Origin of the sequence: Caballeronia sp. TF1N1 (assembly GCF_022878925.1) — a bacterium.
Lineage (GTDB): Bacteria > Pseudomonadota > Gammaproteobacteria > Burkholderiales > Burkholderiaceae > Caballeronia.
The window spans coordinates 1,149,511-1,171,026 of record NZ_CP084628.1; the positions used below are offsets into that span (position 1 = coordinate 1,149,511).

Consider the following 21,516-nt stretch of genomic DNA (forward strand, 5'->3'; position numbering starts at 1 on the left):
ACATCATGAGCGAAAAAGTGCTGGTGGCAGGCGTTGGAATGATTCAATTCGCCAAGCCGGGCGCGAGCCAGAGTTACATCGAAATGGGAGCGGAGGCGACGCGCCGCGCACTCGCCGACGCCGGCATTCCCTACGACCTCGTGCAACAGGCCTTTACCGGTTACGTCTACGGCGATTCCACCTGCGGCCAGACCGCACTGTACGAAGTCGGCATGACGGGCATCCCGATCGTCAACGTCAACAACAACTGTTCGACGGGTTCGACGGCGCTTTATCTCGCGCGTCAGGCCATTGCCACGGGCGACGCCGAGTGCGTGCTGGCGCTCGGCTTCGAACAGATGCAGGCGGGCGCGCTGAAGTCGCACTGGGACGACCGCCCGGTCACGCGCGCACGGTTCGTGCCGATCATGCATGGCCTGACGGCGGACCTCGCGCATCTTCCACAGGCGTTGCGAACCTTCGGCGGCGCGGGACGTGAACACATGAAGCGTCACGGCACGACGATGGAAACGTTCGCCGCCGTGCGCGCCAAGGCGAGCCGTCACGCCGCCAACAATCCGCTGGCGCTGTTTCGCAAGCAGGTCAGCACCGAAGACGTCATGAACGATACGGTGCTGATCCCCGGTGTGATGACGCGCCTGATGGCATGCCCGCCAACGTGCGGCGGCGCTGCCGCCATCCTCGTGTCGGAGCGTTTCGCGAAGAAGCACGGACTGCGCAACGACGTGCGGATCGTCGCGCAGGCGCTTACCACCGATCCGCCCGCTTCGTTCGATCCGCCGTCGATGCTCAATTACGTCGGCACGCATATGACGCGTTCGGCGGCCAACAAGGTCTACGAAAACGCGGGTATCGGACCGGAGGATATCGACGTATGCGAACTGCACGACTGTTTCGCGCACAACGAAGTCATCTGCTACGAGGCGCTGGGCTTCTGTCCGGAAGGCGGCGCGGAAAAATTCGTCAAGGACGGCGACAACACGTATGGCGGCAAGGTCGTGGTCAATCCGTCGGGCGGGCTGCTATCGAAGGGACATCCGTTGGGCGCGACGGGGCTTGCGCAGTGTTACGAGCTCACGCATCAGTTGCGCGGCAGCGCGGACCGGCGTCAGGTCGAGGGCGCGCGGCATGCGTTGCAGCACAACCTCGGGTTGGGCGGTGCGTGCGTGGTCACGCTTTACGGCACGAACTGACGCGGCTTCGAGCGTGACCATGCATTCGACTTCGCACTTCGAACACGGGCGCCGTTCATCGGACGTCTGTCATGCAAACACGGGGAGCGAGACGTGAGTAATCTGCTGGATGCCTTTCATCTAACGGCGTTGCCCGCCGAGGCCGAAGCCTTCCGCGCGGAAGTGAAGGAGTTCATCGCGGAACATCAGCCGCACGCCGCGGCCGACGTCCGCGCCCGTTCATGGATGGGCTTCGATGCCGCATTCAGCCGTCGGCTCGCCGCGCGCGGCTGGGTCGGGCTCACGCTGCCCACGCGTTACGGTGGCGCGGGAATGGACGCGTTTCGACGTTTCGTGCTGGTGGAAGAATTACTTGCCGTTGGCGCACCGGTGGCCGCGCACTGGATCGCGGACCGGCAAAGCGGTCCATTGATCCTGCGCTACGGAACTCAGGCGCAAAAGGACTTCTACCTGCCGCGCATTTGCGCCGCGTCGGCGTTTTTCTGCATCGGCATGAGCGAACCCAACGCGGGCTCGGATCTCGCCAGCGTGCGAACCCGCGCGGTACGCAGTGAAGGCGGCTGGCGGCTGAACGGCCGCAAGATCTGGACGACCAATGCACAGCACTGTCAGTACATGATCGCGCTCGTGCGTTCGTCGGGAGCTCCGGAGGATCGCCAGAAGGGTTTGTCGCAGTTCATCGTGGATCTCGCGTTGCCGGGCGTGATTGTGCGGCCTATCGTGGACCTCACGGGCGACGCGCACTTCTCCGAAGTGACCTTCGACGATGTCTTCCTCAACGACGAAGCGCTGATCGGCGAGGAAGGCGCAGGCTGGGAACAGGTGACCGCGGAACTCGCGTTCGAACGTAGCGGCCCGGAGCGGCTTTATTCGAGCGTCGTGCTGCTCGATAGCTGGGTCGCCCATTTGCGAAGAGAGAGTGCGAAACCCGCTGACCTTGCTTTGCTTGGCAGCCTCGTCGCGCAACTGGCGACATTGCGTTGCATGTCCATCGCGGTGACGGCGCGGCTCGCGCGTGGCGAGAGCCCGGTGGTCGAGGCCGCCCTGGTGAAGGACATCGGCACCGAGTTCGAGCAGACCATACCCGCGCTGCTGGAAGCCGCGATCACGGCCGATCCGGCACGGCCCATCGCACCCGAGCTGTACCGGACGCTGGCCTATCTCAGTCAAGTTTCCCCTGCATTCTCGTTGCGCGGCGGCACGCGCGAAGTGCTGCGCGGCATGATCGCGCGCGGCCTGGGCTTGCGCTAATTCTCATGCATCAGGAAAGACTCCCATGTTCACGGAAGCAATCGAGGCCATTCTGCGCGATTACGCGACTCCGGACGCCATCAGGGCCATCGAAAACGGTGGCTCGCCCTCGGCCATCTGGGCTGCGCTGGAAGAAGCCGGCTTTCTGGAACTGCTGACGCCGGAAAGCGCGGGCGGTGCCGGGCTTGCGCTGTCCGCGCTCGCGCCTGTCTTCGTCACGCTGGGGCGGTTCGCCACGCCCGCGCCGGTGGCGCAGAGCATCGCGGCGCGGGCGTTGTTGCGCGAGAGCGGCATTGCGGCTCCAGCCGGCATGATCACGCTGGCGGGCCGCTGCCGACGCCTTGACGATGAGCACCATTCGTTGGAGGCGCCCGCCACGCCGTTCGGGACCATCTGTGAATATGTGCTCGCGAATCTCGATGGCGCTCTGCTTCTGCTCGACGCGAACCATGCCGCACGCGAGCCGGGCGGCGTGCGGGGCAGCCTGTGGGCAACCCTGACATGGCGCGGCGACCGCGTTCCCGCGCCGCTCGGTCGTAGCGGCGAGGAAGTGCCTCTGTTCAGCGCGGCCATTCACGCGGCAGCCATCTCTGGTGCGATGGATCGTGTATTCGGCATGACGCTTCGGTACTGCAACGACCGGTCTCAATTCGGCAAGTCCATCGGCAAGTTTCAGGCGGTGCAACATCAGTTGAGTGTGATGGCCCAGCACACGAGCGCGGCGGCAATTGCAGCCGAACTGGCGTTTTCCGGCGCCGGCCCTGTGCCGGCGCGGCTCGCGACGGCGATCGCCAAGGCGCGCACCAGCATGGCGGTGCCGCTGGTGGCGTCCACCGCTCACGCGCTGCACGGGGCTATCGGCGTGACCGCGGAGTACGATCTGCAGCTCTATACGCGCAGACTGCACGAATGGCGCATGGCCGACGGTTCCGAGGCGTACTGGAATTGCGTGGTCGGCGAGGCGGCGCTCGCGCGGATGACCCCCACGATCGCCGACTTCGCACGAACCGCACCGCTCGAAACGGCCTGAGTGACGGGCCTGAGACAAAACGGCCTGAGACAAAACGGCCGGAGACGACGGCTTCTAATAACGACCGGACATTCCATGAACGACTTTCTGAAGTACGAGCAGGATGGTCATATCGTCACGCTGACGATGAACGAGCCCGAGCGCCGCAATCCGCTGACCGGCAACACGGCGGTGGACGAATTCCTCGACGCGATCAGGCGGATCGAGACGGACCGCTCGGTGCGGGCCGTGATCCTGACCGGTGCCGGAACGGCCTTCTCTTCGGGCGGCAACGTCCATGACATGGAGCGGCATGCATCGGGGTCCATGTCAGGCATGGAGATCCGTCAGGAGTACCGGCGAGGCATTCAACAGTTGCCGCTCGCGCTCTTCAATTTGGAAGTGCCTGTCATCGCGGCGGTGAACGGCGCGGCAATCGGCGCCGGACTGGATCTCACTTGCATGTGTGATATACGCATTGCGTCGGAACACGCAAAGTTCGCCGAGAGTTTTGTCCGGCTTGGCATCATTCCCGGCGATGGTGGCGCGTGGCTCCTGCCACGCATCATCGGACTGTCGCGGGCGGCGGAACTGACCTTCACCGGCCGAGTGATCGGCGCCCAGCAGGCGCTCGAATGGAATCTCGTATCGCGCGTCGTTGCGCATGACACGCTGCTTGCGACCGCGCGCGCCCTCGCCGAGGACATCGCGGCCAATCCGCCGCATGCGGTGCGCCTTGCCAAACGGCTGCTGCGCGAAGGCATGCATTGCCGGCTCGACACGCTGCTGGAAATGTCGGCGGCTTATCAGGCGTTGGCTCATCAAACGGACGATCACCGCGAAGCCGTGTCCGCTTTCATCGACAAACGGCAGCCGTCGTTCAACGGATAACGCGCCGGCAGAGGGAAGACAGCATGCAGTTGACTCAGGGCCTTCATCGCTCGCTTCGGCAGAACCCGGACCGGACGGCGGTATCGTTCAAAGGGCGCAGGCGGACCTTTCGTGAATTCGGCGATCGCGTCGCGCGGCTTGCGTCGGCTCTGGTCGAACTCGGCCTGACGGAGGGCGAGCGAGTCGGCATGCTGGCGCTGAATTCCGACCGCTACCTCGAGTATGCGATGGGCGTTTGGTGGGGCGGCGGCGTGCTCAATCCCGTCAATATTCGCTGGAGCGCCGCGGAGATCGCCTATTCGTTGAACGATTGCGACACGCGCATCCTGATCGTGGATGACCAGCACCTCGAGACCGCGCGCGACGTATGCCGCCTCGTGCGAACCGTTCCAATACTGGTTCACGCAGGCGATGGCGCGGCGCCGGACGGCATGCTGTCGTTCGACGCCCTGATCGCGGCAGCCGCGCCGATGGAGGACATCGGTCGCAGCGGCGCCGACCTCGCTTGCATCATGTACACCGGCGGCACCACCGGTGTTCCGAAAGGGGTGATGCAGACGCATCTGAACATGTGGTCGTCGTGCATCATGCGGATCGCGGAATCGGCGCCGCTCGCCGGGACCGCGGTGCTGCACGCCGCGCCGTTTTTTCATGTCGCGGCTCTGGGGCGTGCGCTCGTGCAGTTCGTTGCGGGCGAGGCGCATGTGATCATTCCCGCCTTCGACGCGCGCGAAGTCTTGAAGGCAATCGATCAGGAGCACGTCAGCGAAACCCTGCTCGTGCCGACGATGATCCAGGCCGTCTTGAATCACCCAGATTTTGCCCAAGCCGATTTGTCGCGCTTGCGGCGCCTCACCTATGGCGCGTCGCCTATTCCCGAGCCGTTGCTGAATCGCGTGATCGAATGCCTGCCGGGTGTCGAACTGGCGCATTCGTACGGCATGACCGAGGCCTGTCCCAGCATCTCCGTCAATCCGCCCGCCAATCACGATGACGCGGCGAGAAAGAGCGGCCTTTATCGCTCCATCGGCCGTGGGCTGCCCGGACTGCTGGTGAAAGTGGTCGATGTGCACGGCCAGGAAGTGCCGCGCGGCACGGTAGGGGAGCTCGTCGTGCGCGGACCGAACGTAATGGCGGGCTACTGGAACAAGCCGGAGGAAACCGCGCGGGCCTTACGTCGCGGCTGGCTGCATACTGGCGACGGCGCGTATATGGACGACCGAGGCTATCTGTACATCGTCGACCGGCTCAAGGACATGATCGTCAGCGGCGGCGAAAACGTCTATTCCGCCGAGGTCGAAAACGTGATTTCACTTCACGGCGCGGTCGCCGCGTGTGCGGTGATAGGCGTGCCGCATGACATGTGGGGCGAAGCGGTCCACGCCGTGATCGTGTGCAAGCCCGGCGAAACGACCAGCGAAGAAGAGATACGCAGGCATTGCCGCGCGTTCATCGCCGGCTATAAATGTCCCAGAACGATCGAGTTTCGGGAGCGGCTGCCGTTGTCGGGCGCGGGCAAGATCCTCAAGCGCGAACTCCGCGCGGCATACTGGGCGGGCAGGGCGCGCGCCGTCAACTAACGAAGTCAGGCAGCGAAGCCTTCCACCCGGCCAGGGGGGTGCCGCTTCTCCTGCATTCTGGCTTACTTCCACTGAATCGAGGCCGTCATCCGGAAGACGGAAAGCCGATCTACCGCGGTGCGCCGAACGCACCGTCATGCAAAATCGACAAGGGAGGGACGATGGGTGTTTTGAGCGGTGTACGCGTGCTGGAATTCGAGGCAATCGGTCCGGGGCCGTTCGGCGCCATGTTGCTGGCCGACATGGGCGCGGATGTCTTGCGAGTCGACCGGCCCCGTCCGCACGCCGATCTGGGTCCGAAGACCAACGGCAACCGTGCGGATGTCACGGGGCGCGGTCGTCGTTCGGTCACGCTGGATCTGAAGCAACCCGAAGCGGCTGAAGCCGCGCTGGATCTGATTTCCCGCGCCGATGTGCTGATCGAAGGCTTTCGGCCCGGCACCATGGAACGCCTTGGGCTCGGCCCGCAAGCCGCACTGTCGCGCAACTCGCGACTCGTGTATGGACGCATGACCGGTTGGGGGCAAACGGGTCCGCTCGCCGCGCGCGCGGGGCACGATCTGAACTACATCGCGCTGTCCGGCGTGCTGTCCGGCATCGGCCGCGCTGACGGAGCGCCGGTGCCGCCGCTGAATCTTGTCGGCGACTACGGCGGTGGCGGCATGCTTCTCGCGCTGGGCGTGGTGGCGGCGCTCTTCGACGTTCAGCGTGGCGGCGAAGGTCAGGTAGTCGATGCCGCGATGATCGAAGGCGCGGCGCAACTGGGTTTGATCTTTTGGGGCATGCTCGCTTCGGGCAACTGGCGCGAGGAGCGCGAGAGCAATCTGCTGGATGGCGGCACGCCCTGGTACGACAGCTACCGCACTCGCGATGGTCAATACATGACGGTCGGCGCGGTCGAGTCGCGTTTCTATGCCGAACTCCTCACGAAGCTCGGCCTCGCAGGCGCGGAATTGCCGGAGCAGCACGATCGCAGCGGCTGGCCGGTTCTGCGCGAACGCTTTGCGGCGGCCTTTCTCGAACGCACGCGCGATGAATGGTGCGCCGTGTTCGAAGGTAGCGACGCGTGTGTCGCACCGGTTTTGAGCTTTTCGGAGGCGCCGGCTCATCCGCAGCATCAGGCGCGCGGCAGTTTCGTCGAGGTGGCTGGCGTGGTTCAGCCTGCACCCGCACCGCGTTTTTCTCGCACGCCTTCGAGAGTCACGCGCGCCGCGCCGCAACGCGGTGAAGGGGGGCTGCGTGCGTTGCACGATTGGGGGTTCGACGACGCCGCCATCGATCGCATGCGCCTTCACGGGGTCGGCTTTCAGGCAGAGGGCTGAGCCCGTCCGAGTCATACGCGGTAGCAAAAAAAACGGTCCGGCTTCGAGCCGGACCGTTGTGCGTTCATGCCACTGCCCGCATCACTGCAGATTGCCGGCTACCGCGACCGTCTGCCCCGTGATGTAGTTCGACTCGGGCGAGCAAAACAGATAGACGCCGCCAGCCGCTTCTTCCGGCGTGCCCCCGCGTCCCAGCGGATTGCTCATCGCATGCGCTTTTAGCCGCTCCGCATTCACGCCCACGCGAATATCGCGCCCTTCGATCCTGACCGTCGCGCCGGAATCCGCATCCGCCTTCGTCATGCGCGTGTGAATCAACCCGAACGCCACGCAGTTGACATTGACGTTCAAGCGCCCCCACTCGCGGCTTAGCGCACGCGTCATGCCGATCACGCCCGCTTTCGCCGACGAATAGTTCATCTGCCCGGCATTGCCGGTGAGCGCCGATACCGACGAAATATTCACGACCTTGCGATATACGTCGCGGCCGGCTTCCTTGTCGGCGGCATGCAACGCCTTCACATGCGGATAGGCGGCGCGCAGAATGCGAAACGGCGCGGTCATGTGACAGTCGATGATCGCGTACCACTGTTCGTCGGTCATCTTCTGGACCACGTCGTCCCACGTATAGCCGGCATTGTTGACGATGATGTCGATGCCCTTGAACGTGTTCATCGCCGTGCCGATGAAGCGGTCGGCGAAGTCGGGCGCGCTTACGTTGCCGACGACCGCGACGGCCTGCGTGCCCATCTTCTTCAAAACCTCGACCGTTTCGTGCGCCGGCTCGGCGTCGAGGTCGTTGATCACGAGACGCGCGCCTTCGCTTGCCAGTTTCTCCGCGATCGCGCGGCCAATACCACGTCCGGAACCGGTGACGAGCGCTACCTTGCCGTCGAGCTTACCCATGTCTATCTCCTTGATGAAACGAAACTACAGTGCGATCGACGCGTCGCCCAGGACGCGCGGCTCGCCGTATTGATTGGTGGTCTGGATCTCGACCTTCACGAGACGTTCGCCATTCGCCTCGGATTTGTCGACGACCCGTCCGCTGCACGTGATCCGGTGTCCCAGTTGCGTGATGCCGACGAAGCGCACGCCGAAGTGCCGCAGATTGCGCTGGTCGGTCCACAGCGTCAGCAGGCGGCCGAGCCAGGCCATCGACAACATGCCGTGCGCAAAGACGTCGGGCATGCCGGCACGCCGTGCAAAATCGAGGTCGATGTGAACCGCGTTGTGATCGCCGGATGCGCCTGCGAAAAGCGCCAGCGTCGTGCGGTCGACGGGCGCCAGCGTGAGCGGCGGCAGTGTGTCACCCACCTCGATGTCATCGAAACTCAATGGTGTCATTCGGGTTTCTCCTCAGCCGTTGCGATGCACGAGCACGCTGCGCAGATCCGCGACATGCTCGCCATGCTGGTTGGTCACACGCGTTTCGCGCACCACGAAATCGAGCGCGCCGCCTTTCTTGTCGTAGATGTCGGCGATGCGGCACTCGAAGCGCAGCACGTCGCCCGCATAGGCCAGACGGTGATAGGTGAACGACTGCTCGCCGTGCAGGATGCGCGCGACCTGAATGCCGATCTCGTCGCGCCAGCTTTTATCGGGCTGCTCGAGTTCCAGTGAAAACAGGAAGGTGGGCGGCAGTGGCAGGCCGGGGTGGCCGGCATCGCGCGCCGCCGATTCATCGAAATAGATCGGGTTGGTCTCGCCGATCGCCTTCGCGAAAAAGCGCAGTCGTCCCGCTTCGGCCACGGTACGAAAGGCCGGAATCACCAGGCCGATGTGCTTCTTGTCGATCATGTCGGATACTCCATCGGAAGGCGCGGCATCAGGCGGCCTTGTACACGGTCGTGACGCACGCGCCGCCGAGCCCGAGGTTATGCGCCAGCGCGACCTTCGCGCCTTCCACCTGACGTTCGTCGGCCGTGCCGCGCATCTGATGGGTCAGCTCGTAGCACTGGGCAAGGCCGGTCGCGCCGAGCGGATGACCCTTGGACAAGAGCCCGCCCGAGGGATTGACCACCCACTTGCCGCCGTATGTGTTGTCGCCGTCGTTGACGAGTTTTTCCGCATCGCCTTCGGCACACAGACCAAGGCCCTCGTAGGTCAACAACTCGTTCTGCGCGAAGCAGTCGTGCAATTCGATCACGTCGATGTCTTCGGGACCGACGCCTGCCTGCTCGTACGCGAGCTTCGCGCCGGAGCGCGTCATGTCGAAGCCGACCACGCGGATCATGTCGCGGCTGTCATAAGTGCTCGGCTCGTCGGTGGTGAGAGACTGGCCGGCGATCAGCACGTCGGTGCGCAAGCCGTGCCGCCGCGCGAACGCCTCCGACACAACGATCGCCGCAGCTGCCCCGCAAGTCGGCGGACAGGCCATCAGGCGCGTCAGCACGCCTTCCCAGATCATCGGCGAGGCCAGCACGTCTTCCGGCGTCACGACATTGCGGAACACGGCGAGCGGATTGCGCGCCGCATGCTGGCTCGCCTTCGCGCGAATCTTGGCAAAGGTTTCGAGGCGGGTGCCGTACTTCTCCATGTGCGCCCGGCCCGCGCCGCTGAATTGGCGGATGGCAGACGGCAGATCGGTTCGGTCGACCAGTTCGTTGACCAGATCCAGCGCGCGTTCGAGCGCCGGTGCGCGGTCGCTCCACTTCGATGACAGCGCGCCCGGCTGCATGAATTCGAAGCCGACCGCAAGCGCGCAGTCCACCGCGCCGCTCTGGACGGCCTGACGGGCGAGGAACAACGCCGACGAACCGGTTGCACAGTTGTTGTTGACGTTGATGACCGGAATGCCGGTCATGCCCACGCGGTAGAGCGCTTTCTGACCGCAGGTCGAATCGCCGTAGACGTAACCGGCGTAGGCCTGCTGGACGTCGGCGTAGTCGAGCCCGGCATCGGCCAGTGCCTGGCGAACCGCGCCGGCGCCCATCACGTCGTAGGTGTCGCTGGTGCCGGGTTTCTTGAACGGGATCATGCCGACGCCGGCGACGAAGACGTTACGAGTCATATCACTGCTCCGTGGGAAAGAAGGTTCGACTTACAGCTTGCGGGAGATGAGGTCGCGCATGACCTCGCTCGTGCCGCCATAAATGCGGTTCACGCGCGCATCGGCGAAAGCGCGTGCGACGGGGTACTCGAGCATGTAGCCGTAGCCGCCGTGAAGCTGCACCATCTCGTCGAGCGCCTTGCCAAGTGTCTCGGTGGCGTAGAGCTTGGCGATGGCGGCTTCTTCGAGCGTCAGGCGACGGCGCACGTGCTCGGCCAGATAGTGATCGACCATCAGGCGCACGGCCGTGGCCTGGGCCTTGATGTCGGCAAGCTTGAACTTCGTGTTCTGGAAGTCCCATACGGTCTGATTGAAGGCGCGGCGGTCCTTCACATAGTTCAGCGTATGTTCGAGACAGGCTTCGAGCTTCGCCGCCGCGCCGATGGCGATGGACAAACGCTCCTGCGGCAGTTCACCCATCAGGTAGGCAAAGCCCTGACCTTCCTCGCCGAGACGGTTGGCGACCGGAACGCGCACGTCGTCGAAGAACAACTCGGCGGTGTCCTGCCCGTGCATGCCGACCTTGTCGAGCTTGCGGCCACGGCGAAATCCCGGACGAGTTGCCTCGACCACGATCAGGCTCACGCCCTTCGAACCCGCGCTCGGGTCTGTTTTGCAGATCACGATGATCAGGTCGGCATTCAGACCATTGCTGATGAAGGTCTTGCTGCCGTTGATGACGTACTCGTCGCCATCGCGCACGGCGCTCGTCCGCACGGACTTGAGGTCGCTGCCAGTACCCGGTTCGGTCATTGCGATGGCGAGAATTGCCTCGCCCGAGCAGACTTTGGGGAGCCACTTCTGCTTTTGCTCTTCGCTGCCGATGCGCGCGATATAAGGCGCGATGACGTCCGAGTGAACGCCGAAGCCCAGCCCGCTCAGGCCTGCGCGATTCACTTCCTCGTTGAGCACCGCCGCATGCCCGAAATCGCCGCCGCCTCCGCCGTATTCGGCTGGCAGCGTCAGGCACAGCAGTCCTTCACGGCCCGCCTTCAGCCAGGTTTCGCGATCGACGCGGCCGGTCTTGTCCCATTCGGCCTGTTTCGGAACGCATTCCCGTTCCAGAAAGCGGCGCACGCTGGTGCGCAGCATTTCGTGATCGTCGCGGAAGACGGTTCGAGTAATGTGCATGACTAAGTTCCTGAGAAAAGATCCGCCTGATCCGGGTGTGAGGCTTACCGTGCGCAGGCGATATGCGCGGCCGGCTCGGCGTGAAAGAGAGGCTCGATCAGATGAGCGCGCCGCGCGCGGGTGACGGCCTGATTGACGTAGCCTTTTTCGGCGATTTCGTTGGCGTCGATGGAAGGCGGTTCCGCCATCAGCATCACGCGTTCGATGGTGCGGCTGGCGCCACCGCCTCGCTGAGTGACGAGGCGTTCGCGCAGCGCGGCCACCACGAGCGGATGCCGGGCGAGCGCTTCCGCGTCCAGTTCGGCAAGCTCGGGGGCGAGCCGTTTGCAGGCGGCCACGTTCGGCCATGCAAGCGCGGTGAGATAGTCGTGATCGTGACCGCAGATCACCGCGTCCGAAATGAGCGGGGCGCACAGTTCGAGCAGACCGAGACGGACGGCGCCCGTGCGTACCCAGGTGCCGTTGGTGAGCTTGAAGTCTTCGACCACGCGGCCGGCGAAGAGCAGGCCTTCGCCCGCGTCTTCCGGATTGGCCAGACGGACGGCGTCGCCGAGGCGGAAGAAGCCTTCTGAATCGAACGCGGCCGCGCTCAGTTCCGGATTGTCGAGATAGCCGCCGAAGACATTCGCGCCGCGCATGCGGATCTCGTAGCGTCCGTCGCCGCCGTCGAGCGGCACCAGCTTCACTTCGGAGCCGGGCACCGGGCCGCCGATGTTGCCGAGGTCCTTCGACGGCCAGCCACAATACGTGCCCATGCCACTCGTTTCCGTGCAGGCGAGACCGGTCGAAAAGACGATGCGCCGGCCGATGGTATCGACGGCGACGCGCTGGATGCGATTCCACACGTCGGCGGGAAGGCTGGCCCCGCCATAGCCGAAATACTGGACGTCGGCGAACAGGCTCCGCGCGAGCACGGGGTCACGTTCGAGTTCGCCCGCCAGTACGGCCCACGCCGAGGGAACGCTCGTGAACACGGTGGGCGAGACGTCGCGCAGATTGCGAACCGTGCGCTCGATCAGCCCCGGAAGCGGCCGGCCGTCGTCGATATAGTGGGTCGCGCCGAACTGGATCGAACGGCCGAGATTGAGCACGCCGCCCAGACCGTGATGCCAGGGCAGCCAGTCGAGAAAGACCGGTGGCGATTCCAGCAGCCAGCCGAGGTTGTCGGCGTAGTAGGACGCGACTGCCCTGAAGTTGCCGTAGGTGAGCGGCACGCCCTTCGGAACACCGGTCGAGCCCGAGGTGAACAGCACGCGAACGGTGTGGGCGCCGTCGATCGATGCATGCGCTGCCGCGACGGCGGCGCTGCGCGCGTGCGTCAATCCGCTGGCGAGCAAGTCGGCCCAGGTGCGGTGGCCGGGCGCGGCGTTGCGCACGGTGATGATCGATGTGCCCGCGACGCCCGAAGCGGCGAGAGCGGCAAGCGCGCGCGCGAACTGCGCCGCATCCTGCACGAACACCGTGGCGGGCGGAACCATTCGCAGCACGCCTTTGAGACGCGCGAAGTCCCGGCTGACGAGCGAATAAGCAGGCGACACCGGCGCACTTGGAATGCCGACGTATTCGGCCGCGAGCAGCAATACCGCCTGCTCGATCGAATTGCCTGATAGCAGGATCACGGGACGCTGCTGACCCAGTCCCATTTCGAGCAGCGCGGCGGCAACCGTCTGGACTTGTACCCACAGTTCGCGCCAGCTAATGGTGCGCCATGCGCCCGTTGCATCGCGCTCGGCGAATGCCGTGTCGTCGCCGCGACGCTCGGCCCACGCGGGAATGAACGCGGCAAAGCTGCGCTCGGCAATGACCGGCGGCGCGCTCGCCGAACTGAGGATAAGCGTGCCGTCGGGACGGTGCTCGATGTGCGGCCGGCGCTCCGGGAAACGCACGGGACGATAAGGCGCTACTACAGATACGTCATCCATCAGCGTACTCATTTACGCCTGTCTCCTTGGCTTCAGTGCGCACCGCGGCGCGCACCGGCGTTATTTCGTGGAGTTTTGTGTGCGCAATGATTACGCACTACCCCTTGAATCGAAGGATAGTGCGTTGCGGCTGCGACGGAACCACCCAAGGCGGGTGGCGTGGCTGCGCAAGAACGAGTCAGGGCTCGTCAGCCTGCTCCACTGGCGGCGCTGCCTAGCGTCGCATTGCTCAGTTCGAGATCGCGCACGCGGGCGACTGCTTCGTCGCGGCTTGCCACGCCGAGCTTCCCGTAGATGTTTTTCAGATGCCACTTGACGGTTTCGGGCGAAATGCCGAGCGTGCGCGCGATTTTTTTATTCGGCAGCGCGTGCGCCAGCAATCCGACCACGCGCGTTTCGCGTTCGCTCAACGTGTCGATGCTCCCGCCCGCGTTGTTGAGCCGCGCGGCTGGCTTGGCACCGCTGCGCGGCGTGCCTTGTTGCGCGGCATGCAATCGGTCCACGTAAAAGGAAAGCACGGGATCGTGCGGTTCACTCTGCTCGACATGAGTGATGAGATCGAGGGCGCCGGGGTCCGTATCGAGCAAACTGCGTATGAGACCGAGCCGGTGTCCGCGCCGCAATGCGGCCAGCACGGCCACGCGCGCCGCGTCCGGTCGGCCGCGCCGCTCATCGACCAATGCCGACTGCATCTGCAGACAGGCAACGTGCCGCTGCCAGCCGTGCGCTTCGTAAAACGGAATGAGCGATTGCAGACGCAGTGCCGCGCTTTCCCAGTCTTCGTGCGCCATGCACCAGTCGATCTGCCCGCGTGCCGCCATCGCCCGAATCTCCGCGACGGTCGTGGAAGGGGCGGCGTCGCTGTGCGCGGCCATCGTGTCGAGGCGGGTCAGTCCCGCTTGCGCCGCGTCGAACTGTCCGCATGACAGATGACGCCGCGTCTGTTCGGCCACGGCATGAGCGACGAGCCGCACGAGGCCGTGTTGCGTCGCGTATCGTTCAAGCCGTTCGAGGTATGCGAACGCGTTCAGCCGATGCCCGGTCGTCCAGTGCGCCGCCGAAAGCACGGTGAACACGCGCAGCACGGAGTCGGGGATGGAGACACGCTCCAGCACGTCGATACGCTCTTCAAGCAGCTTGCGCGCGGCGCCGGGTTCGCCGAACTCGTAGAGCGCTTCGGCCAGCAACGCGGCGGCGAAACATGCGGCTTCGGCGGCCGCACTGCCGAGTCTGTCGGCCTTGCATAGTACGTCGCGGGCAATGCGCTCGACCTGTACGAACCTGCCTTCCAGCGCATGGCTGAATCCGATCATGCAGCGGCCGTTCAGCGCGCCCGCTGGCGTGCCGGAAAGCGGTGCGCCTTCGAAGAGCAGTTGCGCCGACTGCGTCTGCACGCGCCGCGCCTCTTCGTACGCGCCGTGGCGCATGTGGATCCACGAGAGCAGGTTGGTGCGCGCGCCCGTCGCGAGACTGTCCGCGTCGGCGGGAATGTCCAGCAGTTGCGGCAACATCGAGGCGGCGGCGTCGGGGTCGTCGCGTTGCACGGCGAGCGCCGTGCGCAAAAGAGCCAGGCGGTAGCGCGATTGAGTGTCGGCGAAAGGAATGTCGTCGTGCAGTCGCGCGATGGCCGCCGCGCAGGCGCCGAATTCGCGCGCATACAGATGCAGATGCGCCATCAGAAGCCGCAGACCGATGCGAGCCTGAACCTCGACGCATGGGAGCAGCCGCATGAGCCCGACGAGCTTGCGCAGTTTCCCGGCGACCTGCATGGTGCGGGCAACGCACTGGACGAGATCGGCCGCGGCGGCCGCTTCGCCCGCGAGCAATGCGTGGCGCACCGCCTCGTCGGGATGATCGTGATCGCGAAACCAGGTCCATGCCGCCCGATGCACGGCACGTCGATGCACTTCGCTGCGCGCCTGAAAGCGTTCGAGCAGGGTCTCGCGAAAGAGCGGGTTGAGCCGATACCACGTTTCGCTGCCCGCGCTTTCGATGCGCGCAATGAAGAGGTTGTCGCTTTCAAGTCTCGCCAGCCGCACGCGCACTTCGCCCGCTGTCTGTTCGTCTCCAAGCAACGCAATACACAGCGGCGCGCAAAACAGCGTGCAGGCCGAAATTCGAATCAACAACTCGACCTCGGGGAGCGCAAGGCGCGACAACACTTCCCGCTCGAAGTATTCGGCCAGGCCGCGCGCGTCCTGAAGCCTACCGTGCGTCGAGAGATCGGCTCCGGCGATATCCGCCGCGCCTGGTTTTCTCTTTTTCAAGCGCATCGCGCACAGTTGCAGGCCGGCGACCCAGCCATCCGTCTGCTCATGCGTGTAGCGGGCATCTCGCGGATTGATTTCACCGAGCTGCTCTCGCAGGAATTGTTCGGATTCCGCAGCGGTGAAGCGAAGATCGCGCATGTCCAGTTCGAGCACGAGTCCCTCGTCGCGCGTCCGGCCAAGCGAGAGTGGCACGCTGCCACGCGAAACGAGCACGAGGTGAAGGTTGGGCGGCGCGTAATCGAGGAGCCACTGCAACGCTTCGTGACTGCGTGCGTTGGCGAGATGATGCAGGTCGTCGAGCACCAGCACGACGTCTCCGGGATGACCGGCGATGCCGCGCACGAGCGCGATGACGGTGCGTTCGACGGCTTCGTCATCCAGTCCACGACCGCCCAGCAGCCCGGCTTCGCGGGAGATGGCGGGATCGACGTGCGCGAGGCTGGCGACGAGGCAATCGAAAAAGTGGGCGAGGTCGTTGTCTTCCGGTGCGAGGGTGAGCCACGCGATGTCGAAACTGAGCGACAGCAAGGCCTCGCGCCACGCAATCACGACACTCGTTTTGCCGCAACCGGCAGGACCTTGAAGAATCACGCAACGACTGCGGCGCGCGTCGAGCAACCGGGCGAGCAAGCGCTCGCGCGCAACGATGCGTGCGGCGCCGCGCGGTGCGACCAGACGGGATTCGGTGTTGGGTTCGATCCTGCCGTTTTGCAGGCGGCGCGAGAGCGGACGGTCCTCGAAAGGAGAATTCTGCGGCATGCTGACCTGCGCCTTGCGCGTTCCGGTTAGGCGCCTGAGCGGCGCCCGCCAGAAGACAAAATGATGACCGGCTTATTGTAGCGCAGCGCTAGTCGCGGATTTTCACGCCGGGGCGGGGCGGTCGAGATGGTGCTACTACGATGTTTTACCGGCGCGTGAAGGAGCAGTCCGAGAAGCTTCGCGCTCGCGCTTGCGCCGGGAGACGAAACGCACGACCTCGCCGTCCGCGCGCCACGCATGGCAGGTATCGAGCATTGGCATGTCGGCTTGGTCGGACTGCTCTTGACGGACCTTTCCGCTGGCGCGCAAGCCTATGAGCGTCTGGATCGCGGTCGTCGCAATTGGCCCGAGCAGTTCGCTCAGATGCGTGCAACCGCTTGTCCCGGCAAGGCGGCGTCTTACTTCCTTCATGAATCCCGCGCCGATTGCCACGCCCGCGAGGCACGCGTAGGCCGCGTTGATCTCCGCGCAATAGCGGCTTGGCGCGGCCTCGGTGCGAGCCTCTATGCGATGGATCACGAGCCTGCTGTCGACGGTCACGACGATACGCATGTCGTGAATTGGCGAGCCGGCCGGCACGACCTTGAAGATCAGATTGGCGTCGTCGGCCTTGGTGTCGATCATGTGGCCTTCAATATCGAACAGGCCGTCGCTTCTTTCATAACCCGCACACTCGATGCGTCGGGTATGCACAGGCCGCCGCGTGACGGGCATGGATCGGATCGCGGACATTGCCACCTCGCTCAAGGATAAGTGCAGCAGATCAACGCATGGGTCATGCAGAAACCAATGCCCGGGAGCATCGGCACGCTGATGACCGGTTCTGTCGAGCGTAACGGCGCGGCGCGCTTTTGCCGCCCCCTCTTTCGGGTAGGCGTCGAGTGCCGCTTGCCCTTGCCTCGCTCGGGGTATTCCCGTCCCCCCTCGGTTCGGGTAGTGGTTCCGTCCGGCGGTCCCCGCAATATTGACTCGCGACAACAGAGACGTCGATCTTGGGCCCGCGCGCCGACGTGGCGATCGCGGCATCGGCTCGATGCGTGTTGGCTGGCCACGGTCGACACACCTTGGCATTGCTCATGTTCACCGGATTCAAAACAACAAAGGGAGACATGCATGCGTTTCAGGATCAGACCTGTATTCGGGGCTGTTTTGATGCTCGCCGCCGGGGCGGCTTCCGCGCAGTCGAGCGTGACCCTGTACGGCGTCGCGGACGTATTCGTACAGTATCTGGATAACGGTGGACGGCATTCATATGCCGAGCGAAGCGGCGGGTCGACAGGTTCGCTGGTCGGCCTGAAGGGTTCGGAAAACCTCGGCAACGGGCTGAAGGCGGTGTTCGATGTCGAGAGCGGGTACAACACGAATAACGGCACTTACTTCGCCGACAGCACCGCCATGTTCTACCGGCAGTCCTGGGTGGGATTGAAGCACGACACCTACGGCCAGTTGAGCTTCGGGCGTCAATATCAGCCCAGCTTCTGGGCGGTGTATTTCACGGACCCGTTCCGCGGCAACGAAGCGTTGTCGCCGCTGGCCGCAGCCGATCTCGCCGGCGCCACCGATCGCGCCACTCTCGCGACCCAGTACGTGTCCGGGCGAACCAGCAGTTCGATCGTTTATCTCTCGCCCGACCTGAGCGGCGTTCACCTCTATGCGATGTACGCGCTGGCGTCTGCCACGACCCAGCCAGTGGCCGTCACTTCAGGCAACATGCTCGACCTGGCCGCGAGCTATTCCGGTTACGGCTTTTACGCGGGCGTCGGCTATCAGTATCAGCACGGCTCGAACGAGACCGCGCCGCTGGTGCCTGCCGCGCCTTCCCTCTTGACATCGTTCCCATTGATGGCGACCGAGCATTTCACCGGGGCGCTGGCGTATCGGCTGGGCATCGTGAACTTCCAGTTCAACTATTCCTACAACCGCCCCAAGGATGTGCCCGATGGCGCGCTGGTAATAGTGACGCCCGCGGTGAGTCTGCCGCTCGAGACTCTGGTGCATTCGTACAGCATCATGGAGCTGGGCGCGACGATTCAGGCCACGCCTTTCGATACCGTTGAACTTGCGGGCTTTCAACGCGTCGTGCGCGGCGTTCACGACAATAGCCTCGGTGTCGAGGTCGGCGTCGACCACAACATTTCGAAGCGCACCAGTTTTTATATGCGCGCCGGGTACGTGAAGGACAACGGCAGCGCAAACATGAGCTGGCCCGGCGTGGCGGGAGTCGTCAGCGGCTCGAAACAGGTTCTGGGACTCGTTGGCATGACACATCGTTTCTGACGATGGGGTTCGTTCACGACAACCAAAGAGAGAAAGGAAATCCTGATGCAATCGATTAAAGCGATGCGGCTCGTCGGCGCTGCTTTCATGCTGGCGGCTTCCATAGGCGGGTCTTCCGGTGCGCATGCTCAGGGTAGTTATGCCGCGTCCTCCGTGCCGGCATCGGATGCGAAGGCAAGCAAAGCAGCCAGCAAGGCGGCCGACCGGGCGTTGCAAAAGAGCGTGCTCCGCGCACTCAGCAAGACTCGGGGGCTGCGGGTGGCCAGCATCACGGTTCGCGCGTCTGAAGGGGCGGTGATACTGGAAGGCACCGTACCGGAAGAGGCGCAGATCGGACTGGCCACTCAAGTGGCCGAAGGCGTGGAGGGCGTGAAGTCAGTGAAGAACGCGCTGACCTTGTCCACGATTTGAGGGCGCTTCGCGACGCCATGAGAAAGGCCTCGTGCTGCAGGCCTTTCTTTTCACCGATTCACGTGTTCCGTCAGGCAGTGACCGACTTGCATTCCAGAAACTCGGCCAGCCCTTCCGCTCCGCATTCGCGCCCGTTGCCGGAAGTTTTATAGCCGCCGAAGGGCACGGTGATGTCCATCATGGCGCCATTGATCCGCACCGATCCCACGCGCAGCCGCGTTGCGATGCGCCGGGCCCGTTGTGCATCGCCGGTGGCGATATAACCCGCAAGCCCGAAGTCCGTGTCGTTGGCGATAGCGATGGCTTCTTCCTCATTGTCGTAGGCGATCACCACCAGCACAGGGCCGAAAATCTCTTCACGCGCGATCTTCATGCCGTTGTGAACATCGGCAAAGACGGTGGGGCGCGCATAGAAACCTCGCGAGATGCCTTCCGGCCGGCCCACGCCGCCCGCCGCGAGCCGCGCGCCTTCTTCGAGCCCGGTGCGAATCATTCGCTGCACTTTGTCATACTGGGCGCGGTTGGAGATCGGTCCCATCTTCGTGGCCGGATCGGCCGGGTCGCCAACCGTCACTGCGTTGGCAACGGCGGCGGCAATCGTCACGGCCTCTTCGTAACGGTCGCGCGGCACCAGCATGCGGGTAGGCGCGACACACGTCTGCCCCGAGTTGGCCATGCATTGTGCGACGCCGCTCGTCACTGCGGCCTTGAGGTCGGCGTCGTCGAGGATCAGGAGCGGCGACTTGCCGCCAAGCTCCTGAGCGACTCGCTTGACTGTCGGCGCGGCGCTCATGGCGACTTCGATGCCGGCGCGCGTCGAACCGGTGATCGACACCATGTCCACGTCGCGATGCGCGGATAATCGCTCGCCCACGACCCGTCCTTCGCCGAAGATCATGTTGAAGACGCCTGCCGGCGCGCCCGCTTCATGCATGATTTCCGCGAAAATGACGGCGTCGAACGGGGCGATCTCGGAAGGCTTCAACACGATGGTGCAGCCCGCCGCGAGCGCAGGCGCGACCTTGGCGGTGATCTGGTTCAGAGGCCAGTTCCACGGGGTGATGAGCGCGGCAACGCCGATCGCTTCGCGGCGTACATCGCTCTTGCCGTGATTCGTCTCGAATTCGAAATGACGCAGGGTTTCAAGGGCCGCCTGAAGCTGCGCGAGGCCGATCGGCGCCTGCAAGTGCCTGCACAGTGCGATGGGCGCGCCGATCTCGCGGCGCACGGCGTCGGCAAGATCGTCGAGACGGGCGCGATACCTTTCGATCACCCGTTCGAGCAAGGCGATGCGTTCCTCGCGGCTCGTCGCTGACCACGCCGGGAACGCAGCGCGTGCCGCGGCCACGGCGCGGTCGGCATCGGCTGCCGTGCCCATCGCGAGCTTGCCGGTTGGTTCCTCGGTGACGGGATCGACGATATCCATCAGCGTGCTGCCGGCGCACGGCTCGACCCACGCGCCGCCGATGTAGAACGTGTTCAATATTGTCATGCCGTCTCCTCAGGCTATGCCGACCGGACGGTCGCCGATTACCGTGGCGCGCATCATATGGCGCGGCGCGGGGAAGTAGTCCTGCACGGCGTAGTGCTGACAGGCGCGGTTGTCCCAGAAGGCGATCGTGTTGGGCCTCCACTTGAGACGAACCTGGTATTCGGGCGCCTGAGCTTGACGGAACAGGTATTGCAGCAGATCCATCTCGGCGAGCTTGTAGTCGAAGCCGACGCGATAAGCCTCAGCCGTCACGTGCCCGTAGTTCGATAGATGCGTGGTAAAGGCCTCATTGACGTAGAGAACTTTCTCGCCGGTTTCCGGGTGCACGCGCACCACCGGATGCGTGACCGGCGGAAACTTCTGGCGCATGACGGGATGCTGGTCCTTCGGCAACGCCGTGCCGAACAGCGGCAGAATGTCGTGGACGGCTTCGAGATGAGCGATGCGTGCCTTGATCTCCTCGGGAAGGTTCGCATAGGCCGCGACCATGTTGATCCAGATCGTGTCGCCGCCCACGTCCGGGCATTGCACGCAGCGCAGCATCGAACCCATGGACGGAATGTCACGCCACGATACATCCGAGTGGTAGATGTTTTCGCGTCCACGGCGCGTTTCGTTGCGCCCGAGGATCACCAATTCGGGATGCTCCGGGTGATGCGGAAACGCCGGGTGGATCTCCAGTTCGCCGAAGCGCCGCGCCAGCGCCACATGTTGGGCCGGCGTGATGTCCTGATCGCGGAAAAACAGGACCTTGTATTCGAGCAGCGCGCGGCGCAAGGCGAGACAGGTGTCGTCGTCGAGCGGATCGCGCAGGTCGACGCCTTCGATCGTCGCGCCGATCGTCGGCGTGTGACGCTCCACCGCGAAGGGCCATCTCTCGGGTACGGCGTGCGTCGTGTTGAACGCGGGTGCGGTTTCGATTGCTTGCATGTGATGCTCCATTTGAAGCTGTCCGA

18 protein-coding genes are annotated in these 21,516 nt (G+C 64.3%); 8 read left to right on the forward strand and 10 right to left on the reverse strand.

Annotation, left to right across the window (positions count from 1 at the left end; all coding sequences use genetic code 11):
* The first annotated feature begins 5 nt into the window (after positions 1-5).
* The 6 genes from LDZ28_RS25965 (at position 6) to LDZ28_RS25990 (ending at position 7,246) form a co-directional block, all read left to right on the forward strand.
* Positions 6-1,193: a lipid-transfer protein gene (locus tag LDZ28_RS25965; protein WP_244830274.1), complete on the forward strand. Its 1,188-nt coding sequence runs from the start codon at positions 6-8 to the stop codon at positions 1,191-1,193.
* A gap of 93 nt (positions 1,194-1,286) precedes the next feature.
* Complete coding sequence (locus LDZ28_RS25970; RefSeq protein ID WP_244830284.1) at positions 1,287-2,444, forward strand: acyl-CoA dehydrogenase family protein; 1,158 nt, start codon at positions 1,287-1,289, stop codon at positions 2,442-2,444.
* 25 nt (positions 2,445-2,469) lie between these two features.
* The gene (locus LDZ28_RS25975; RefSeq protein WP_244830285.1) at positions 2,470-3,474 is read left to right on the forward strand and encodes an acyl-CoA dehydrogenase family protein; all 1,005 of its coding nucleotides are present in this window, start codon (positions 2,470-2,472) and stop codon (positions 3,472-3,474) included.
* A gap of 75 nt (positions 3,475-3,549) precedes the next feature.
* Positions 3,550-4,344 (forward strand): crotonase/enoyl-CoA hydratase family protein, encoded by a 795-nt coding sequence (locus LDZ28_RS25980; protein WP_244830286.1) that lies wholly within the window; start codon positions 3,550-3,552, stop codon positions 4,342-4,344.
* Positions 4,345-4,367: 23 nt separating this feature from the next.
* Complete coding sequence (locus LDZ28_RS25985) at positions 4,368-5,924, forward strand: long-chain-fatty-acid--CoA ligase (protein WP_244830287.1); 1,557 nt, start codon at positions 4,368-4,370, stop codon at positions 5,922-5,924.
* 161 nt (positions 5,925-6,085) lie between these two features.
* Positions 6,086-7,246, forward strand: coding sequence for a CaiB/BaiF CoA-transferase family protein (locus LDZ28_RS25990; RefSeq protein ID WP_244830290.1), 1,161 nt, complete (start codon positions 6,086-6,088; stop codon positions 7,244-7,246).
* 81 nt (positions 7,247-7,327) lie between these two features.
* Here the strand turns inward: LDZ28_RS25990 and LDZ28_RS25995 are convergent, their stop codons facing one another.
* From LDZ28_RS25995 to LDZ28_RS26030, 8 genes are all read right to left on the reverse strand, one after another.
* A complete protein-coding gene (locus LDZ28_RS25995; RefSeq protein ID WP_244830292.1) occupies positions 7,328-8,152 on the reverse strand; it encodes an SDR family NAD(P)-dependent oxidoreductase in 825 nt (274 codons plus the stop codon).
* 24 nt (positions 8,153-8,176) lie between these two features.
* On the reverse strand, positions 8,177-8,593 hold the full coding sequence (locus LDZ28_RS26000; RefSeq protein WP_244830293.1) for a MaoC family dehydratase: 417 nt from the start codon (positions 8,591-8,593) through the stop codon (positions 8,177-8,179).
* Between the two features lie 12 nt (positions 8,594-8,605).
* Positions 8,606-9,046, reverse strand: a complete 441-nt coding sequence (locus tag LDZ28_RS26005; RefSeq protein WP_244830295.1) for a MaoC family dehydratase N-terminal domain-containing protein — start codon at positions 9,044-9,046, stop codon at positions 8,606-8,608.
* A gap of 28 nt (positions 9,047-9,074) precedes the next feature.
* A complete protein-coding gene (locus LDZ28_RS26010) occupies positions 9,075-10,259 on the reverse strand; it encodes a lipid-transfer protein (RefSeq protein WP_244830297.1) in 1,185 nt (394 codons plus the stop codon).
* 30 nt (positions 10,260-10,289) lie between these two features.
* Positions 10,290-11,429, reverse strand: coding sequence for an acyl-CoA dehydrogenase family protein (locus LDZ28_RS26015; RefSeq protein WP_244830299.1), 1,140 nt, complete (start codon positions 11,427-11,429; stop codon positions 10,290-10,292).
* 44 nt (positions 11,430-11,473) lie between these two features.
* Entirely contained in the window at positions 11,474-13,363 is a 1,890-nt protein-coding gene (locus tag LDZ28_RS26020; RefSeq protein WP_244830301.1) for a feruloyl-CoA synthase, read from the reverse strand.
* 176 nt (positions 13,364-13,539) lie between these two features.
* Positions 13,540-16,380, reverse strand: a complete 2,841-nt coding sequence (locus tag LDZ28_RS26025; protein ID WP_244830303.1) for a LuxR C-terminal-related transcriptional regulator — start codon at positions 16,378-16,380, stop codon at positions 13,540-13,542.
* 135 nt (positions 16,381-16,515) lie between these two features.
* Positions 16,516-17,112, reverse strand: a complete 597-nt coding sequence (locus LDZ28_RS26030) for a DUF2889 domain-containing protein (protein WP_244830305.1) — start codon at positions 17,110-17,112, stop codon at positions 16,516-16,518.
* A 381-nt stretch (positions 17,113-17,493) separates the two neighbouring features.
* Between LDZ28_RS26030 and LDZ28_RS26035 the strand changes: the two genes are divergently transcribed.
* Together LDZ28_RS26035 and LDZ28_RS26040 are read left to right on the forward strand one after the other, a co-directional pair.
* Positions 17,494-18,657 (forward strand): porin, encoded by a 1,164-nt coding sequence (locus LDZ28_RS26035; RefSeq protein ID WP_244830306.1) that lies wholly within the window; start codon positions 17,494-17,496, stop codon positions 18,655-18,657.
* Between the two features lie 45 nt (positions 18,658-18,702).
* Positions 18,703-19,068: a BON domain-containing protein gene (locus LDZ28_RS26040; protein WP_244830307.1), complete on the forward strand. Its 366-nt coding sequence runs from the start codon at positions 18,703-18,705 to the stop codon at positions 19,066-19,068.
* Between the two features lie 70 nt (positions 19,069-19,138).
* Here the strand turns inward: LDZ28_RS26040 and LDZ28_RS26045 are convergent, their stop codons facing one another.
* Together LDZ28_RS26045 and LDZ28_RS26050 are read right to left on the reverse strand one after the other, a co-directional pair.
* Complete coding sequence (locus LDZ28_RS26045; RefSeq protein WP_244830308.1) at positions 19,139-20,560, reverse strand: aldehyde dehydrogenase family protein; 1,422 nt, start codon at positions 20,558-20,560, stop codon at positions 19,139-19,141.
* Between the two features lie 9 nt (positions 20,561-20,569).
* The gene (locus LDZ28_RS26050) at positions 20,570-21,490 is read right to left on the reverse strand and encodes a TauD/TfdA family dioxygenase (protein ID WP_244830311.1); all 921 of its coding nucleotides are present in this window, start codon (positions 21,488-21,490) and stop codon (positions 20,570-20,572) included.
* Positions 21,491-21,516 lie beyond the last annotated feature (26 nt).

What these genes read in the sequence shown, in the direction of transcription:
- LDZ28_RS25965 (WP_244830274.1), top strand. Translation starts at nt 6, where the DNA reads ATGAGCGAAAAAGTGCTGGTGGCAGGCGTTGGAATGATTCAATTCGCC.
- LDZ28_RS25975 (WP_244830285.1), top strand. Translation starts at nt 2,470, where the DNA reads ATGTTCACGGAAGCAATCGAGGCCATTCTGCGCGATTACGCGACTCCG.
- LDZ28_RS25980 (WP_244830286.1), top strand. Translation starts at nt 3,550, where the DNA reads ATGAACGACTTTCTGAAGTACGAGCAGGATGGTCATATCGTCACGCTG.
- LDZ28_RS25985 (WP_244830287.1), top strand. Translation starts at nt 4,368, where the DNA reads ATGCAGTTGACTCAGGGCCTTCATCGCTCGCTTCGGCAGAACCCGGAC.
- LDZ28_RS25990 (WP_244830290.1), top strand. Translation starts at nt 6,086, where the DNA reads ATGGGTGTTTTGAGCGGTGTACGCGTGCTGGAATTCGAGGCAATCGGT.
- LDZ28_RS25995 (WP_244830292.1), bottom strand. Translation starts at nt 8,152, where the DNA reads ATGGGTAAGCTCGACGGCAAGGTAGCGCTCGTCACCGGTTCCGGACGT.
- LDZ28_RS26000 (WP_244830293.1), bottom strand. Translation starts at nt 8,593, where the DNA reads ATGACACCATTGAGTTTCGATGACATCGAGGTGGGTGACACACTGCCG.
- LDZ28_RS26005 (WP_244830295.1), bottom strand. Translation starts at nt 9,046, where the DNA reads ATGATCGACAAGAAGCACATCGGCCTGGTGATTCCGGCCTTTCGTACC.
- LDZ28_RS26010 (WP_244830297.1), bottom strand. Translation starts at nt 10,259, where the DNA reads ATGACTCGTAACGTCTTCGTCGCCGGCGTCGGCATGATCCCGTTCAAG.
- LDZ28_RS26015 (WP_244830299.1), bottom strand. Translation starts at nt 11,429, where the DNA reads ATGCACATTACTCGAACCGTCTTCCGCGACGATCACGAAATGCTGCGC.
- LDZ28_RS26020 (WP_244830301.1), bottom strand. Translation starts at nt 13,363, where the DNA reads ATGAGTACGCTGATGGATGACGTATCTGTAGTAGCGCCTTATCGTCCC.
- LDZ28_RS26025 (WP_244830303.1), bottom strand. Translation starts at nt 16,380, where the DNA reads ATGCCGCAGAATTCTCCTTTCGAGGACCGTCCGCTCTCGCGCCGCCTG.
- LDZ28_RS26030 (WP_244830305.1), bottom strand. Translation starts at nt 17,112, where the DNA reads ATGTCCGCGATCCGATCCATGCCCGTCACGCGGCGGCCTGTGCATACC.
- LDZ28_RS26035 (WP_244830306.1), top strand. Translation starts at nt 17,494, where the DNA reads ATGCGTTTCAGGATCAGACCTGTATTCGGGGCTGTTTTGATGCTCGCC.
- LDZ28_RS26040 (WP_244830307.1), top strand. Translation starts at nt 18,703, where the DNA reads ATGCAATCGATTAAAGCGATGCGGCTCGTCGGCGCTGCTTTCATGCTG.
- LDZ28_RS26045 (WP_244830308.1), bottom strand. Translation starts at nt 20,560, where the DNA reads ATGACAATATTGAACACGTTCTACATCGGCGGCGCGTGGGTCGAGCCG.
- LDZ28_RS26050 (WP_244830311.1), bottom strand. Translation starts at nt 21,490, where the DNA reads ATGCAAGCAATCGAAACCGCACCCGCGTTCAACACGACGCACGCCGTA.